Genomic DNA, 15,020 nt, shown 5'->3' on the forward strand with positions numbered 1-15,020 from the left:
TTTTTTGCGCCTGAGATACAAGCTTTTCGCGTCGAGAACGAAACCTAGGCACGCCCTACGTCTTGAAGATATAAGCATATCTTTATATGTCTGATCGCCTGACCATCAGACAGGAGCCTTCCTTGGCCCGTTCCTCCTTCCTCTTCACCTCGGAAAGCGTGTCCGAAGGACACCCTGACAAGGTCGCCGATCGCATCTCCGACACCGTGGTGGACGCCTTCCTGGCGAAGGACCCGGAAGCGCGCGTGGCCTGCGAAACGATGGTGACGACGCAGCGGATCATCCTGGCGGGTGAAGTCCGCGCCACACAGCCGGGCAACACCAAGGAACAGAACGAGGCCTTCACCCAAGGCATCATCGACAGCCTGGAGCCGCTGGTCCGCGCTGCGGTCAGGGACATCGGCTATGAGCAGGACGGCTTCCACTGGGAAACGGCCGAATACGCCTGCCATCTGCACGCCCAGTCGGCGGACATCGCCGTCGGCGTCGACTCCACCAATGAGAAGGACGAGGGCGCAGGCGATCAGGGCATCATGTTCGGCTATGCATCGAACGAAACGCCTGAGCTGATGCCGGCGACTCTGGCCTACAGTCACAATATTCTGAAAAAGCTGGCGGAGCTGCGCCACGCGGGCGGCTCGATCCTGGAGCCGGACGCCAAGTCCCAGGTCACCCTGCACTACGAAGACGGCAAACCCGTCCGCGCCACCTCCATCGTCGTCTCGACCCAGCACGCCAAGGGCAAGACCCAGGCTGACGTAGCCGCCGTGGTCAAGCCGGTGGTCGAAAGCGTACTGCCGCAAGGCTTCATCACCGACGAGACCGTCTGGCACATCAACCCGACCGGCATTTTCGAAATCGGCGGCCCCGATGGCGACGCGGGCCTGACCGGCCGCAAGATCATCGTCGACACCTATGGCGGCGCAGCCCCGCACGGCGGCGGCGCCTTCTCGGGCAAGGACCCGACCAAGGTTGACCGCTCGGCCGCCTACGCCGGCCGCTACCTGGCCAAGAACGTCGTCGCCGCCGGTCTGGCCGACCGTTGCACCATCCAGATCAGCTACGCCATCGGCGTCGCGGCGCCCCAGTCGATCCACGTGGACCTGCACAACACGGGCAAGATCGATCCCGCCGTGCTGGAACGCGAACTGCCCAAGCTGATCGGCGGCGCCACGCCGCGCGGCATTCGCGAGCATCTGAAGCTGAACAAGCCGATCTACGCCCGCACCACCGCCTACGGCCATTTCGGCCGCGAGCCTGACGCCGACGGCGGCTTCAGCTGGGAAAAGACCGATCTGGTCGAGGCGCTCAAGGCCCTCGCCTGATCACGATGTTCCGGCCTGGCGACCACCAGGCCGGACACGCATCTCAGCCCGCCAACAGACCCTGATCGCGCAGGGCGTCAGCCAGTTCGCCCGGCCCGGTCCACAGACGGGTGTAGCCTGCCTCGCCCAGTCGTTTCAGCTCGGTGACCAGATCAGCCTTGGGCGAGGCGACGAAACGCCCGTCAAAACCCACGCCGTCCGCAGAGACGCGCACCAGAGGCCGCCCGGTTTCAAGCCGGTGCAGGAAGCCTTCGCACAGAACCACCGCCTCTTCGGCCAGCAATCCCGTCTCCACCGTCAGGCCCGCCGTGCGCAGCCGCTCTGTGCCACGCCCCGCCGCGAACGGCGACGGATCAAGACAGGCGACCACCACGCGCGCCACCCCGGCCTCAGCCAGGAAATGGGCGCAGGATTTACGCCCTGAAGACCGTGCGCCACACGGTTCCAGCGTCACATAGGCCGTTGCGCCGACAACCTCAGCGCCAGCGGCGGGCACAGCCTGCTCCTCGGCGTGAGGGCGTCCGCCCGGCGCCGTGGCGGCCTGGGCGATGATGCGGCCGTCCTTGACCAGCACGCAACCGACCGCAGGATTGGGCCAGGTTTCGCCCATGCGGCCCTTGGCCAGTTCAATGGCCTGGGCCATGAAGCCCCGGTCGGCGTCGCTCCAGCTCATGCGACGGCCGGAGGCAGTTCTTCGGCGCGCGAGGCGTCAAGATAACGGGCTGCGGTCGGCTTCAGGTCGGCGTCCAGGTCGATCTCCAGCGGGTTGCCGGTCGGGATCTCCACCCCGACGATCTTGTCGTCCGGCACGGCGAACAGCAGCTTGACGATGGCGCGCAGCGAGTTGCCGTGGGCGGCGATCAGCACGTCTTCACCGGCCTTCAGGCGCGGCGCGATCTCGGCGTCCCAATAGGGTTCGACCCGGTCCAGCGTCGTCTTCAGGCTTTCGGTGTCCGGGATGACCTTGCCCGCATAGCGGGGGTCGGCGTTGAAATCGAACTCGCCGCCCGGCTGCAGGGGCGGCGGCGGCACGTCATAGCTGCGGCGCCAGACCTTGACCTGATCCTCGCCGTGTTTCTCGGCGGTCTCGGCCTTGTTGAGACCCGTCAGGCCGCCGTAATGGCGCTCGTTCAGACGCCAGTCCTCGATCACCGGCACATCCGTCAGGCCCGCCGACTGCAGGGCCAGGGCGCCGGTGCGCTTGGCGCGCGTCAGGACCGAGGTGAACATCACGGCAGGCTTGAACCCGGCCTCGGCGATCAGTTCGCCGCCATGACGCGCCTGGGCCTCGCCCTCCGCCGTCAGATCGACATCGACCCAGCCGGTGAACCGGTTTTCGAGGTTCCATTGGCTCTGGCCGTGGCGAAGCAGGATCAGACGCGACATTCAGCAGGCTCCGTAAAAGACGGGCGTAAAGGGGAGAGGTTCGGGGTAGGCCGCTGTCATCAGCCGGTCAAGGTTTCGCCATCGTCCTGCATCGCCGACAGCCATAACAACGTTCGCATCGTGTTGCAGCGCAACAGTCTGCAAGGCTATAGGGTAACCCGCCCATCGCTTCGCGCAATCCATTTGCGGCCCGCCTTATCGTCGGACAGGACTTTGTGGTCCTGACGCCGCTGCAATCTTCAAGGTCATCTCCATGCTGAAACCCCGCCAGGATCTGACGCCGAACACGGCTGCGTATGAAACCCAGGCGCTGGTGAAGCCGACGGGGTTCCGCGAGTACGACGCACGCTGGATTCTGGAGAAGGAGATCAACCTTCTGGGCATTCAGGCGCTGGGCCTTGGCCTGGCCACCTTCGTCCACGAGATCGGCGTCAAGCCCAGGATCGTCGTCGGCCACGACTTCCGCGGCTACAGCCTCAGCGTCAAACAGGCCCTGATCATCGGCCTCTTGGAAGGCGGGATGGAGGTTCTGGATGTGGGCCTGGCCCTGTCGCCCATGGCCTATTTCGGTCAATTCGAACTGGACGCGCCTTGCGTCGCCATGGTCACCGCCAGCCACAACGAGAACGGCTGGACCGGCGTGAAGATGGGCGCGAACAAGCCGCTGACCTTCGGACCCGACGAAATGGGCCGCCTGAAGGAGATCGTGCTGGGCGGACAGGGTGTGGCGCGCGACGGCGGCAGGCTGGTGCGCGTCGACGACTTCCGCGAAACCTACATCGCCGACGTGGCGTCCAAGGTTCGGATCAAGCGCCCGCTGAAGGTCGTCTGCGCCTGCGGCAACGGCACGGCCGGCGCCTTCGCCCCCGACGCCCTGCGCCGCATGGGGGTCGAGGTGATCGAGATGGACACCGACCTCGACTACAATTTCCCCAAATACAATCCGAACCCGGAAGACCACGCCATGCTGGTGCAGATGGCCCAGCGGGTGAAGGAGACGGGCGCCGACCTGGCCCTGGGCTTCGACGGCGACGGCGACCGCTGCGGCGTGGTGGACGACACGGGCGAGGAGATTTTCGCCGACAAGATCGGCCTGATGCTGGCCCGCGACCTGTCCAGGGTCCACCCCAACTCGACCTTCGTCGTCGATGTGAAGTCGACGGGCCTGTACAAGACCGACGAGGTGCTGAAGGCCAATGGCGCCGAAGTCGTCTATTGGAAGACGGGCCATTCCTACATCAAGCGCAAGACCGCCGAACTGGGCGCCCTGGCCGGGTTCGAGAAGTCGGGTCACTTCTTCATGGCGGGCGAGCTGGGCCATGGCTACGACGACGGTCTGGTCGCGGCCGGTGCGGTCTTGGCCATGCTGGACCGCAATCCGGGCAGGAGGCTCAGCGAGCTGAAGTCCGCCCTGCCCGACGCCTGGACCAGCCTGACCATGTCGCCGCATTGCGATGACGAACTGAAATACGGCGTGCTGGACCGGATCGTGAAGGAATACGTCGATCTGGCCGCCGCCGGAGGGGAAATCCTGGGCCGCAAGATCATTGAGGCCATCACCGTCAACGGCGTGCGCGTGCACCTGGACGACGGCTCCTGGGTCCTGGTCCGCGCCTCGTCCAACAAGCCCGAACTGGTGGTGGTGGTCGAAAGCATGCGCAGCGAAGACGACATGCGCGACCTGTTCCGCAAGGAGATCAAACCGCGCCTGGCCGCCTATCCCGAGATCGGCGCGTTCAATCAGGAGATCTGATCGGCCGGTCATGTCGCCGTCAGTTGGCTGGTTGACAGCCAACTGACGCAACCAGGCGCCGCAGCGCCAGGATTATTGCTGTTCGGGTTCGTCCGATGCGGGCGCGTCTTCCGGCTTGGCCTTGGCGCCGGGTTCGGAGACGACGATGCCTTCCGGCGCCGCCGACAGTTTGGACAGATCGCCGCCCGCGCGCAGGACGTCCAGAGCGCGCTCCAGCTGATAGTCCTTGTCCTTGGGGAACTTGTCGCCGGGGGCTTCGTGCGGGATGTGGGCGCCCTTGCGCTCGGCGCCGATCGAGGAATCCAGCGCCGTGGCGTAGGCGGCCTCGGAATAGATGAAGCTGGAGCGCGAGACGATGCGGGCCTCGGCCTCCGAGCGGGCGACCTCCAGGTCCGGCTCGATGCCGATCTTCTGGATCGAGGCGCCGGACGGGGTGTAGTAGCGCGCGGTCGTGATCGACAGGGCGCCGTCCTGCCCCTGACGCAATGGGATCACCGTCTGGACCGACCCTTTGCCGAAGCTTGTCAGGCCGACGACCGTGGCGCGCTGGTGATCCTTCAAGGCGCCCGCGACGATTTCCGACGCCGAGGCCGAGCCGTAGTTGATCAGCACCACCACCGGCAGGCCGCCGGTCAGGTCGCCGGGCTTGGCGGAATAGCGCTGGATCTGGTCAGGCTTGCGCCCACGCTGGCTGACGATCTCGCCGCGCTCCAGGAAGGCGTCGGACACGTCGATGGCGGCATTCAGCAGACCGCCGCCATTGTTGCGCAGATCCAGGACATAGCCCTTCACGCCCGGCTTTTCGGCCCTGATCTTGGCGATGGCCTCGGACAGTTCGCGGCCGGTGTTCTCGTTGAAGGTCGAGACGCGCAGATAGCCGAAATCGCCCTCGATCCGGCCGGTGACCGACTGGATCTTGATCAGCTCGCGGGTCAGGACGACCTCGCGCGGTTCTTCGCCGTCGCGCAGGAAGGTGACCTTGATGCTGGTGCCGACCGTGCCGCGCAGCTTTTCCGACACCTGGCTGACGGTCAGGCCGGATGCGTTCTGGCCCTCGATGGAGGAGATGACGTCGCCCGCCTGGACCCCGGCCTTGGCGGCGGGGCTGTCATCCATCGGCGAAATGACCTTCACCATGCCGCCCTCGGACGTGATGGTCAGGCCCACGCCGGAATATTCGCCCGAGGTGCGTTCGCGCAGGTCGCCGTAGCTGTCGGGCGGCAGATAGTTCGAGTGCGGGTCCAGCGCCGTCATCATGCCGCTGAGTGCGGCCTCGATCAGCTTCTTGTTGTCGACCGGGACGACATAGGCCTGCTCGACGATGCCCACCACGTCGCCGAACAGCTCCAGCAGGCGGAAGGTTTCGTTGCGAGGCGTCTGGCTGGACACAGCGGCGGCGGATCCGCCGAGCACCAGTGCGGCGCAGCCGACGAGGAGCAGTTTACGCATTCGGTCTCTTTCGGTGGGGCCGATCATCGATGGCGCCCGATAAGGTAAGGCCCCGCAGACACGATGAAATCATGGCGACGCAGCGTCCACTGGATAAAATCAGCGTCAGAAGGGAAAGCAAGGTCTTATCGTACCTTGGCGATCAATGACGCAGAGAATGCGACGTCTCAATCACCCAGCTCTCGTCATCCTCGGCACGAGACCGAGGATGACGAGCAGGGAAGCGTGCGTCACGGATCACCGCAGCCAGGGCGCCGGATCGATGGGGCGTTCGTCGCGACGAAGCTCGAAATAGATGTCGCCGTCAGGTCCGCTGCGCCCCAGGGGCTGGCCGTCCGACACGCGGGCGTCCGGGGCCACGTCCACAGCCTCCAGCCCGGCGATGACGGCGCGCCAGCCGGGGCCGAGATCCAGGATGACCACCTGCCCCCAGCCGGTGAGCGGTCCCGCATAGGCCACCTTGGCGTCGGCGGGCGCCGTGACGGCGGCGCGGTCGGCCCGCCAGCGCCAGCCGGAGGTCTTGGGTCCATAGGTTTCGCTGGGCTCGCCCTTGATCGGGCTGCTGAGACGGCTGCGATTGGCGGGCAGGCGCGCGGTTTCCGGCTCTGGCGCCTCGGTCGTGGGCACGGCGCCGCCGAGTTCGCGGATGCGGGCCTCCAGCACCCGGGCGGCGCGTTCGGCGGCGCGGGCCTCGGCGCCCAGTACGGCGGTCAGGGCGGACTTGCGCGTGGTCAGGGCCTCGATCTCGCCGCGCCGGTCCCCCTGGGCGCTCTCGGTCGTCAGCAGGCGTTCGGAGGACAGGACAGCCAAACGCCGCACGCGCATGATCTCGGCCTGCTGCTCGCCCAACGCAATGGCCCGGCGCTCAAGCTCTGGCGTCATGGATTTCAGCAGGATGGAGGCGCGCACCGTGTCGATGGCCTTGTCCGCGGGAACCAGCAGCGGCGGCGGCGGGCGGCGGCTCATCATCTGAAGGGCGCTGAGCAGGCGGCCCTGGGCGCCGCGTTCGCGAGCCAGATCGGCGACCAGGGCGGCCTCGCGGTCACTAAGCTGGCGCAGACGGGCGCGCTGGGCCTCGATCTGCATGTCGCCGTCATTCTCCTGCACCCGAAGCTCGGCCAGCCGGTGCTCCAGATCGCCCAGCTCACGGCGCGCGGCGTCGGCGTCGGCGCGCAGGCGGCGCGCGCGCACGGCCTCGTCGCGATATTCGGCCTGAACGCGCGAAAGCTCGCTCTCCGGCGCCTGACGGCCCGTCGCCGGGGCGGCGGCCATAAGCCCTGCCAGCAGAATGAGGATGTAGGGCGCGCGACGCATGTCAGTCGCGATGATAGGGCGATCCGGCCAGGATGGTCACGGCCCGATACAGCTGTTCGGCCAACATGGCGCGGGCCAGGGCGTGAGGCCAGGTCTGGGGACCAAAGGCCAGGGTCGAGGACGCGGCCTGGCGCACGCTTTCGTCCAGCCCGTCCGCCCCGCCGATGGCGAAGACCAGACGCCGTTCGCCCTGATCACGCAGCCTGGCGATATGGTCGGCGAAGGCGCGCGAGGAATAGGTCTTTCCCCGTTCGTCGCAGGCGATCAGGTGTGCGCCCTCGGCGGCGGCCAGGATCAGTTCGGCCTCGGGCGCCTTGCCGGGTTTTCTCGCTTCCAGATCGATCAGATCGAGGGGACCCAGGCCAAGCGCCCGGCCCGACAGGGTGGCGCGCTTGGCGTAGTCGTCGGCAAGCGTCGCTTCCGGCCCGCGACCGGGCCGGCCGATGGCGACGATGCTAAGCTTCATCGTTTAGTCGCGCGCGGTGCGGTGAGCGGAATCGACCGCCCAGATCTTCTCGATGTTGTAGAAGGTGCGCACTTCGGGACGGAACAGGTGGATGATCACGTCGCCGGCGTCGATCAGGACCCAGTCGCAGTGCGGCAGGCCCTCGACCTTGGCCTTGCCCAGACCCTGTTCCTTCAGGGTGCGCAGCAGGTGGTCGGCGATAGCGCCGACGTGACGGTGCGAACGCCCGGACGCCACGATCATGGTGTCGGCCATGGCGCTTTTGCCCTTGAGGTCGATCAGGACCATGTCCTGAGCCTTGTCCTCGTCGAGGCGGATCAGCAGGGCTTCTTCGAGCGGGGTCGAGCCGACCGGGCGCGGGGCGGAATCGCCGAAAGCAGGGCCGTCTTCGGAATGGAGAGGTTCGATAGCGTCCATCTCGTGCGCCGTGTTCGAAACGGCGGCGTCTTGCGCATCATACGCGGGCGAGGGGGTCAGCGGAGGGCTCCGGGAGCGTTGACTAAAGCAGACCTGTAGCACGGATGGGCCCGATCGTGAACCGGCGAAGGGATCAAACCCGAATCACCGTGGCGTCAGGACGGCTTTTCAGACCCGCGTGCAGCCCGTATCGCGCTGGAGGAGCGGGGATTCAAAGGCGCCGTCAGATAGGTCCAGGCGGGGGCCGCAAGCGTGGCCAGAAGCCCCGCCTGCTCGGCCGGAACCCGCGCCCCGGCGAACCGGGCGGCAGCGGGCGCCGTGCGGCTGTCCAGCAGCGAGCCGGGCCGAGCGATGACCGCCACCGGCATCAGCCGCATAATGTCAGTCCAGCCGCGCCATCTGTGGAAACTGGCCAGATTGTCAGATCCCATCAGCCAGACGAAATGCACCCCCGGATGCCGCGCGACCAACAGGCGCAGGGTGTCCACCGTCCAGGCGACGCCCGCGCGCGTCTCGAAATCCGACACGATCATCGATGGGCCGTGAGCATGTTCGCGGGCCGAGGCCATGCGGTCGGCCAGAGGCGCGCTGTGGCGGGCGTCCTTCAACGGATTCTGCGGCGAGACCAGCCAGACGACCCGGTCCAGACCCAGGCGGCGCTGGGCCGTCTCTGCGACGTGGGCGTGGCCGTCATGGGCCGGATTGAAGGAGCCGCCGAACAGGCCAACCTTCATCCCCGGCGACAGGATCAACCCATCGCGCAAGGCCCCAGAGCGGGGACCGGCGCCCTTGGGCGCAGAACCGGCGTGGAAAAAGGTCAAGCGGGCGTCTCTGACGGGGGAGTTATGCTCAGCGGCGCCCTTAACACGGGGGTGCGACGCTGTCTCAGTTTATCGTCCGTCGTCAGACAGCCGCCTCGAACAGGGCGTCGCGGGCGATGTCGGCGTGGGTCATGGGGAACAGATGGCCGCCGCCGGGAACGACCTCGACCGTCAGATTGCGCGCGGCGTGGGAGCCGACCGGCACGCTGGTCAGGGCGCCGTGCTCGGCCTTCAGAACGCGGATCGGGCCGGGATAGCGGCGCAGCGCCCGCCATGGATCATGGGCCTGGGCGGCATAGTTGGCGGCCTCCCACTCCGGCTTCGCCGTCAGGGCCCAGCCCTCAGGCGTCTGGGTCAGGCCGTCGCTGAGATAGTCAGCCAGAACCATGTCGGGCCAGCCCTTGAAGGCGCCCCGCCCGCGATAGGCGGCCATGGCCTGTTCGGGGCTGTCGAACACGGCGCGGCGGCGGCGCGTGGACTTGGCGATGGGGATGTTGTCCAGGGCCAGACGGGCGAAAGGCAGGTTGAAGGCGAAGACTGCAGACCGCCTCCAGATCACCGGATCGAAGAGAACCAGACTGGACACCCGGTCCGGCTGTTCCGCCGCCGCCATCAGAGACGAGGTTCCCCCCATCGAATGCCCGGCCAGAACCACCGGCGGTCCCTCGACCGCCTTCAGCAGGCCCAGCAGGTCGTCGCGGTAGTCCAGCCAGCTGGTCTTGACGCGCGGATCGGTCGGCAGGCGCGTCAGACCATGCCCGCGCAGATCCGGCGCCCAGATGCGCAGCGAGGCAGACAGCGGCGACAGCAGGCTGCGGTAGGTGGCGGCGTTGAAGCCGTTGGCGTGAGAGAAGATCAGGTCGACCGGACGTTTCGGATCACCGAAATCCAGCACCGACATTTCCCCGGCACCCCAGCGGTTGTCGATGGGCACGCTCAGGCGGCGGGGCGGGGCCATCAGGGCCGCATCCATGATCACGCAGCCTCGCGGCAGGCGGGGCAACGGCCATGCGCCTCGATCGTGGTGCGGGCGATCTGGTAGCCGGCGGCGACGGCCGCGGCGTCAATGGCGCCCTGATCCGGGCCTGCGACTTCGCGCGTCGAGCCGCAGCAGTCGCAGATCAGAAAAGCGGCGGCGTGGGACGCCGCGCCCTCATGTTCGGCGCAGGCGACATAGGCGCTGATGGAGGCGATGCGGTGGGCCATGCCCAGACGCTCCAGAAACTCTAGCGCGCGATAGACGGTCGGGGGCTTTGCGGCCTGTCCGTCCTCGCCGAAACGGGCGATCAGGTCATAGGCCTTCACCGGCTCGCCGGTCTCCAGCAGCAGAGCCAGCACGCGGCGACGCGGCGCCGTCATCCGCTCACCCGCCGCTGACGCGCGCGCTTCCGCCGCCTCCAGCGCGCGCGTCAGCGTAGAGCCGTGCAGGCCCGAATGGTCGTGGTCATGATCGCAGGCGGAACCCATGGCACACAGCTAATGGCTGAACGCCCGCACCGCAACACAGGGCGTCAACGCCTACATCGCGATATCGTCAGATAAGGTTCAGGTTACGGCGTTTGCCGCTGGGGCAGGCTTGCGTTAGAAGGCCCGCTTCATCCCATTCTAGAGCGTCCTGGCCTTTTATGACCGACACCACTCAATCGCCGCTCGAAGGCAACGTCCTATTCTACAACAAGCCGGAGCCGCTTGACGCCGCCCAGCACGGCAACCTGGGCGTCAACGCCAAGGCCGAGCCTTACGCCTTCGTCGCCCAGACGAACGTGGTGCCGCTGACGGTGACCGAGTTCGCCGCCGCCGCCCTGTCCTATCCCGTGATCTTCGTCGGTGAGAGCCGCCAGCCGGTCGCCGTCATGGGCCTGAACCAGAACGACAATCTGTTCGTGTCGCCGGAAGGCGTGTTCCGTCACGACGCCTACATCCCCGCCTATGTGCGCCGCTATCCCTTCGTCTTCGCCGACGACAAGGCCAACGGCCGCCTGATCCTGTGCATCGATCGCGGCGCCGACATCGTCGCCGAGGGCGGCGAGAACCCGCTGTTCGTCAATGGCCAGCCCAGCGACTACACGAACATGGCGATGGAGTTCTGCAACAACTTCGAACAGGAGCGCCTGCGCACCGAGTCTTTCGTCAAGCTGGTCAACGAGCTGGACCTGCTGGACGTGCGCGAAGCCCTGTTCACGCCGCGCGACGAGAACGGCGCCCCCGGCGAGCCGCAGAAGATCGCCGAATACTACGCCGTTTCGGAAGACAAGCTGCGCGCCCTGTCGCCTGAAAAGCTGGCCGAACTGCGCGACAACGGCGCCCTGGGCCAGATCTATGCCCACCTGGTGTCGCTGCTGGGCTGGGATCGTCTGATCGCCCTGGCCTTCGTGCGCAACCAGACCGCCGCGACCGTCAACTAAGACGTCTCAAGGCCTGAAAAGATTTCGCCCCGCTGGTTCGACCAGCGGGGCGTTTTCATTTCAGCGGCGCGAAAACAGCGCCCGCGTCAGGCACGAGAAAACCAGCCGCCCCGCCTCATCCAGCAGGTCATGAGAGGCGATGACGATGCCCTTTTCGTCGCCGACCGGGTCCTTGCCCATCACGGTCATGCGGCCGCGCAGCAGCTCGCCTGCGGGCGGATTGCGCAGATAGCGCAGGGCGTCGACGGCCAGCACCTTGGTCTGGGCCCAGTGCGCCGCCTTGTCCGCCGCCAGACGGCTCCACAGCACATAGACCATGGCGTCCGGCGCCCCATAGGCGGTGTCCCAGCCGGGCTGGAACCGTTCGGTGAACAGGTCCATCGCCTCCTGATCGACCGCACAGGCGCCAAGGGGCACGACCTGACCGGTCTCAAGGTCTTCGAAATGGACGAACAACGGGTCGCTCATGGCGTCTCTCAGTTCTCGCGTCAGGCCGGTTCTTCGGAAACGCGGACCAGCAGCTTGCCGTCGTGATCGCCGGTGAACAAGCGGTTCAGCGAAGTGACGGCCCCTTCCAGCCCGTCATCCACGTGCACCTTCCACTTCACCTGGCCATCGATCAGCCAGGGCGCCATTTCAGCAGCCATTTCCTGAGCGCGGTGCGCGTAGTCCAGGACCAGGAAGCCCTGCACGTCCAGCCGATGGGTGATGATGCGCGCGAAATTCGGCGACGGCGGCGCCTTGGTGGCGTTGTAGGACGAAACCAGACCACACACCGCCATGCGGCCATGCACCTTCAACCGGTTGAAGACGGCGATCATGATGTCGCCGCCGACATTCTCGAAATTCAGATCCACGCCGTCCGGCGCCAGCCGGTCCAGCGCCTCGCCCACATCCTCGTTCTTGTAGTCGATGGCCGCGTCGAACCCCAGTTCGCCGGTCAGCCAGGCGCATTTCTCCGGTCCGCCTGCAATGCCGATGACCCGGCAGCCGCGCTGTTTGGCGATCTGACCGGCGATCGAGCCGACGGCGCCCGCCGCCGCCGATATCACCAGGGTCTCGCCTCCCTTGGCCTTGAGCACGTCGGTCACGCCGAAATAGGCCGTCAGACCCGTCATGCCCAAAACCGACATATTGGCCGTCAACGGCAGGCCGGGCGCACGGTGGATCGGACGCAGCGCCTGCTCCCTGACCACGGCGTAGTCCGCCCAACCCCCCGACAGGGGTGATACGACGTCGCCGACACGGAACCGCGACGACCGCGTCGCCTCCACCACCCCCAGCGTCAGGCCGCGCATGACCTCGCCCAGGGCGACCGGCGGCAGATAGCCTTCGGAATCATTCATCCATGTGCGGTTGGTCGGGTCCAGCGACAGATAGATGGTCCGAACCAGAACCTCCGATTCCTTCAAATCCGGGATCGGGCTCTCCACCAGCTCCAGATCGCCCTTTTTGATCAAGCCCTTGGGGCGCTGTCGCAGCACCCATTGTCTGTTCATGCCGGCCATCAGGCTTCTCCGCACGTTTCTCCCAACCGCCACCTTGGCCCGCCCGCACCACAGGGTCGAGACGACACGCAAAGAAAAAGGCGACCCAAGCGGGCCGCCTTGAAGTGGCATCATCGAGAATGAGGCGCGGAGGCGACAGATTGGCTGTCGCCAATCTCAAGTCGGGGGGGCGTCGCCGCCTCCGCAGACCGATAACGAGGCGTCAGAACACTGGTTCCCCGGCGCATACGCTTTTTTCGAACCCATGCCGGATCATTTGGGTGAGACGCATGAAAAAGCCCCGTCGCCGAAGGGGACGGGGCTTTCGCAATATGATCGAGGTGTCGCCTTATGCGGCTTCGCGCTGGCGCGACGGGTGGAAGAACAGCGCCTGGCTGATCGCCGCCTTCACCGTTTCCGGCTGGAAGGGTTTGGTGATCAGGAAGGTCGGCTCAGGCCGTTCGCCGGTCAGCAACCGCTCGGGGAAGGCGGTGATGAAGATGACGGGGACATCGAAGTCCTTGAGAATCTCCTTGACCGCATCAATGCCCGACGAACCATCGGCCAGTTGAATGTCGGCCAGGACCAAACCCGGACGATGGCGGGCCACGGCCTCGATGGCTTCGTCGTGGGTGGTGGCGGCGCCGGTCACGCGGTGGCCCAGCTCCTTCACCAGGCTTTGGATGTCGGCCGAGATGATGGCCTCGTCTTCGATGACCAGGACGTCCGTGGCCAGTTCGGCGTCGATGTCGGATTGGGCGTCGGCGATCAGACGTTCAACATCACGCGGGTCAGCGCCCAGGATCTGGGCGGCTTCGGAAGGGGTGAAGCCTTCCAGCGCAGTCAGAAGGAAGGCCTGACGCGAACGCGGCGCGATCAGCAGCAGGCGGCGGGACGCATCGTCGCGGCCTTCGGTCGGTCCCTTGTCTTCCAACTGAGCGCCTGTGGCGGACCAGATGGTGTGGAAGACGTGATACAGGGCGACGCGCGGCGTCATTTCGGGAGACAGCTGCTGTTCGCCAGCCGCCAGGGCCTCAAGCGCTACGCGTACATAATTATCGCCCGTCGCCTGATCGCCGGTTAGCGCCCGCGCGTAACGGCGGACGTAAGGCAGGTGAGGCGCAAGTCTAGCCAGAAGGCTCATTCCGGTTTTTCCCCGACTAATCGGCCCTCTCGATCCGCGAGAAAGCGCTACAGCGAACAGAAACGTATTGGACACGGCACGGTTCCATATCATCAGAGAAGCTTGAGCATTAAAAGCGATTGATGCGGAACCGTGCAGGGTGGCGGGCGTTAAGCCTGCTGCATTTCTGCACTGCAGTTGGGTGGGCGGTGTTCTGTCTATGATTGATTCTACTGAGACTTCGCGGCGCACGGACGTCGACGAGCATGATGAGGTGGTGCTCGAAGAAGCCCGACTGCGCCAGCAGGCCATCGGGGTGAAGCTGCGTCATATGTTCGATGAAGTGGTGAATGAGCCGGTTCCGGACGAGTTTCTCGACATCTTGCGACGAGCCGATGAACGCTCGTCTGGGGGCGCCGCATGAGCACCTCGCGCCTGGGCGCTGCGCCCAAGCCTCCGTCGGCGGACGATAACGCCTTCAAACATGAGCTTGTCGCGCTGATTCCGCATCTGCGGGCCTTCGCCCGAACCCTGACCGGCGATCCGACAGCCGCCGACGATCTGGCGCAGGACGCCATGATGAAGGCCTGGGACGCCCGCGCCAGCTATCAGATGGGCACAAACATGAAGGCCTGGACCTTCATGATCCTGCGCAACCAGTTCTATTCCGAAAAGCGCCGGTCGTGGCGCCAGTCGCAACTGGACCAGGAAGCCGCCGAACGCACCCTAGTCGCCGTCGACGACCCGGAAGCCCCGGTCGCCCTGGACGAATTGCGTCAGGCCCTGAAAACCCTGCCCGAAGAACAGCGCGAAGCCCTGATTCTGGTGGGTGCCGGCGGCTTCGCCTACGAAGAGGCGGCCGAGATCTGCGGATGCGCCGTCGGCACGGTCAAGAGCCGCGTCAGCCGTGCGCGCCGCGCCCTTCAGGCCACGCTGGAACGGGGCGGCTATGACCGTGACGGCAAGGCGGCGGGCGACGCCATGCGCAGCATTCTGGGAGAAGCCGACCGCCTAAGCGGCGCGCGTGGCTAGACCTCATTGTCCGTGAACGCGAAGTCGTCGGGGCACGGAAAC

General features: G+C 66.2%; 17 protein-coding genes. 5 read left to right on the plus strand and 12 right to left on the minus strand.

The features are described 5' to 3' along the window. Positions 1 to 122 precede the first annotated feature (122 nt). Positions 123 to 1,325, plus strand: coding sequence for a methionine adenosyltransferase (gene metK / locus JKF87_RS15730; protein WP_201100843.1), 1,203 nt, complete (start codon positions 123 to 125; stop codon positions 1,323 to 1,325). Between the two features lie 43 nt (positions 1,326 to 1,368). Here metK and JKF87_RS15735 read toward each other — a convergent pair whose 3' ends face one another. Together JKF87_RS15735 and gpmA are read right to left on the minus strand one after the other, a co-directional pair. Next, complete coding sequence (locus JKF87_RS15735) at positions 1,369 to 1,998, minus strand: bifunctional diaminohydroxyphosphoribosylaminopyrimidine deaminase/5-amino-6-(5-phosphoribosylamino)uracil reductase RibD (protein WP_201100844.1); 630 nt, start codon at positions 1,996 to 1,998, stop codon at positions 1,369 to 1,371. After that, entirely contained in the window at positions 1,995 to 2,711 is a 717-nt protein-coding gene (gpmA, locus tag JKF87_RS15740; protein ID WP_201100845.1) for a 2,3-diphosphoglycerate-dependent phosphoglycerate mutase, read from the minus strand. Before gpmA ends, JKF87_RS15735 begins: the two co-directional genes overlap by 4 nt. Positions 2,712 to 2,964: 253 nt before the next feature. Between gpmA and JKF87_RS15745 the strand changes: the two genes are divergently transcribed. Then, positions 2,965 to 4,464, plus strand: a complete 1,500-nt coding sequence (locus JKF87_RS15745) for a phosphomannomutase/phosphoglucomutase (RefSeq protein WP_201100846.1) — start codon at positions 2,965 to 2,967, stop codon at positions 4,462 to 4,464. A gap of 72 nt (positions 4,465 to 4,536) precedes the next feature. On the opposite strand, the gene JKF87_RS15750 is transcribed toward JKF87_RS15745, so the two are convergent. The 7 genes from JKF87_RS15750 to JKF87_RS15780 all read right to left on the minus strand — a co-directional run bounded on the left by JKF87_RS15750 (position 4,537) and on the right by JKF87_RS15780 (position 10,398). Continuing rightward, positions 4,537 to 5,913: a S41 family peptidase gene (locus tag JKF87_RS15750; RefSeq protein WP_201100847.1), complete on the minus strand. Its 1,377-nt coding sequence runs from the start codon at positions 5,911 to 5,913 to the stop codon at positions 4,537 to 4,539. Positions 5,914 to 6,150: 237 nt separating this feature from the next. Further along, complete coding sequence (locus JKF87_RS15755; protein WP_201100848.1) at positions 6,151 to 7,227, minus strand: murein hydrolase activator EnvC family protein; 1,077 nt, start codon at positions 7,225 to 7,227, stop codon at positions 6,151 to 6,153. A gap of 1 nt (position 7,228) precedes the next feature. After that, positions 7,229 to 7,693, minus strand: a complete 465-nt coding sequence (rlmH, locus tag JKF87_RS15760) for a 23S rRNA (pseudouridine(1915)-N(3))-methyltransferase RlmH (RefSeq protein WP_201100849.1) — start codon at positions 7,691 to 7,693, stop codon at positions 7,229 to 7,231. A 3-nt stretch (positions 7,694 to 7,696) separates the two neighbouring features. Beyond that, positions 7,697 to 8,110, minus strand: coding sequence for a ribosome silencing factor (gene rsfS / locus JKF87_RS15765; RefSeq protein WP_201100850.1), 414 nt, complete (start codon positions 8,108 to 8,110; stop codon positions 7,697 to 7,699). Between the two features lie 155 nt (positions 8,111 to 8,265). Further along, complete coding sequence (locus JKF87_RS15770) at positions 8,266 to 8,931, minus strand: nicotinate-nucleotide adenylyltransferase (protein WP_201100851.1); 666 nt, start codon at positions 8,929 to 8,931, stop codon at positions 8,266 to 8,268. An 82-nt stretch (positions 8,932 to 9,013) separates the two neighbouring features. Further along, the gene (locus tag JKF87_RS15775) at positions 9,014 to 9,904 is read right to left on the minus strand and encodes an alpha/beta fold hydrolase (protein WP_201100852.1); all 891 of its coding nucleotides are present in this window, start codon (positions 9,902 to 9,904) and stop codon (positions 9,014 to 9,016) included. A gap of 2 nt (positions 9,905 to 9,906) precedes the next feature. Further along, the gene (locus JKF87_RS15780) at positions 9,907 to 10,398 is read right to left on the minus strand and encodes a Fur family transcriptional regulator (protein ID WP_201100853.1); all 492 of its coding nucleotides are present in this window, start codon (positions 10,396 to 10,398) and stop codon (positions 9,907 to 9,909) included. Between the two features lie 158 nt (positions 10,399 to 10,556). On the opposite strand from JKF87_RS15780, the gene JKF87_RS15785 reads away from it, so the two are divergent. Continuing rightward, a complete protein-coding gene (locus tag JKF87_RS15785; RefSeq protein WP_201100854.1) occupies positions 10,557 to 11,336 on the plus strand; it encodes a SapC family protein in 780 nt (259 codons plus the stop codon). Positions 11,337 to 11,396: 60 nt separating this feature from the next. On the opposite strand, the gene JKF87_RS15790 is transcribed toward JKF87_RS15785, so the two are convergent. The 3 genes from JKF87_RS15790 to phyR all read right to left on the minus strand — a co-directional run bounded on the left by JKF87_RS15790 (position 11,397) and on the right by phyR (position 13,967). Then, on the minus strand, positions 11,397 to 11,804 hold the full coding sequence (locus tag JKF87_RS15790; RefSeq protein WP_201100855.1) for a hotdog family protein: 408 nt from the start codon (positions 11,802 to 11,804) through the stop codon (positions 11,397 to 11,399). A gap of 20 nt (positions 11,805 to 11,824) precedes the next feature. Beyond that, positions 11,825 to 12,844, minus strand: a complete 1,020-nt coding sequence (locus JKF87_RS15795; RefSeq protein WP_201100856.1) for an NADP-dependent oxidoreductase — start codon at positions 12,842 to 12,844, stop codon at positions 11,825 to 11,827. 328 nt (positions 12,845 to 13,172) lie between these two features. Continuing rightward, positions 13,173 to 13,967, minus strand: coding sequence for an anti-anti sigma factor/receiver protein PhyR (phyR, locus tag JKF87_RS15800; protein ID WP_201100857.1), 795 nt, complete (start codon positions 13,965 to 13,967; stop codon positions 13,173 to 13,175). Between the two features lie 199 nt (positions 13,968 to 14,166). Between phyR and nepR the strand changes: the two genes are divergently transcribed. Then, complete coding sequence (gene nepR / locus JKF87_RS15805) at positions 14,167 to 14,370, plus strand: anti-sigma T factor NepR (protein WP_201100858.1); 204 nt, start codon at positions 14,167 to 14,169, stop codon at positions 14,368 to 14,370. Continuing rightward, positions 14,367 to 14,978, plus strand: coding sequence for a sigma-70 family RNA polymerase sigma factor (locus JKF87_RS15810; protein ID WP_201100859.1), 612 nt, complete (start codon positions 14,367 to 14,369; stop codon positions 14,976 to 14,978). The genes nepR and JKF87_RS15810 overlap by 4 nt, the downstream gene beginning before the upstream one ends. Positions 14,979 to 15,020: the final 42 nt, after the last annotated feature.

The organism is Brevundimonas nasdae (assembly GCF_016654005.1).
GTDB classification, from domain to species: Bacteria; Pseudomonadota; Alphaproteobacteria; order Caulobacterales; family Caulobacteraceae; genus Brevundimonas; species Brevundimonas nasdae.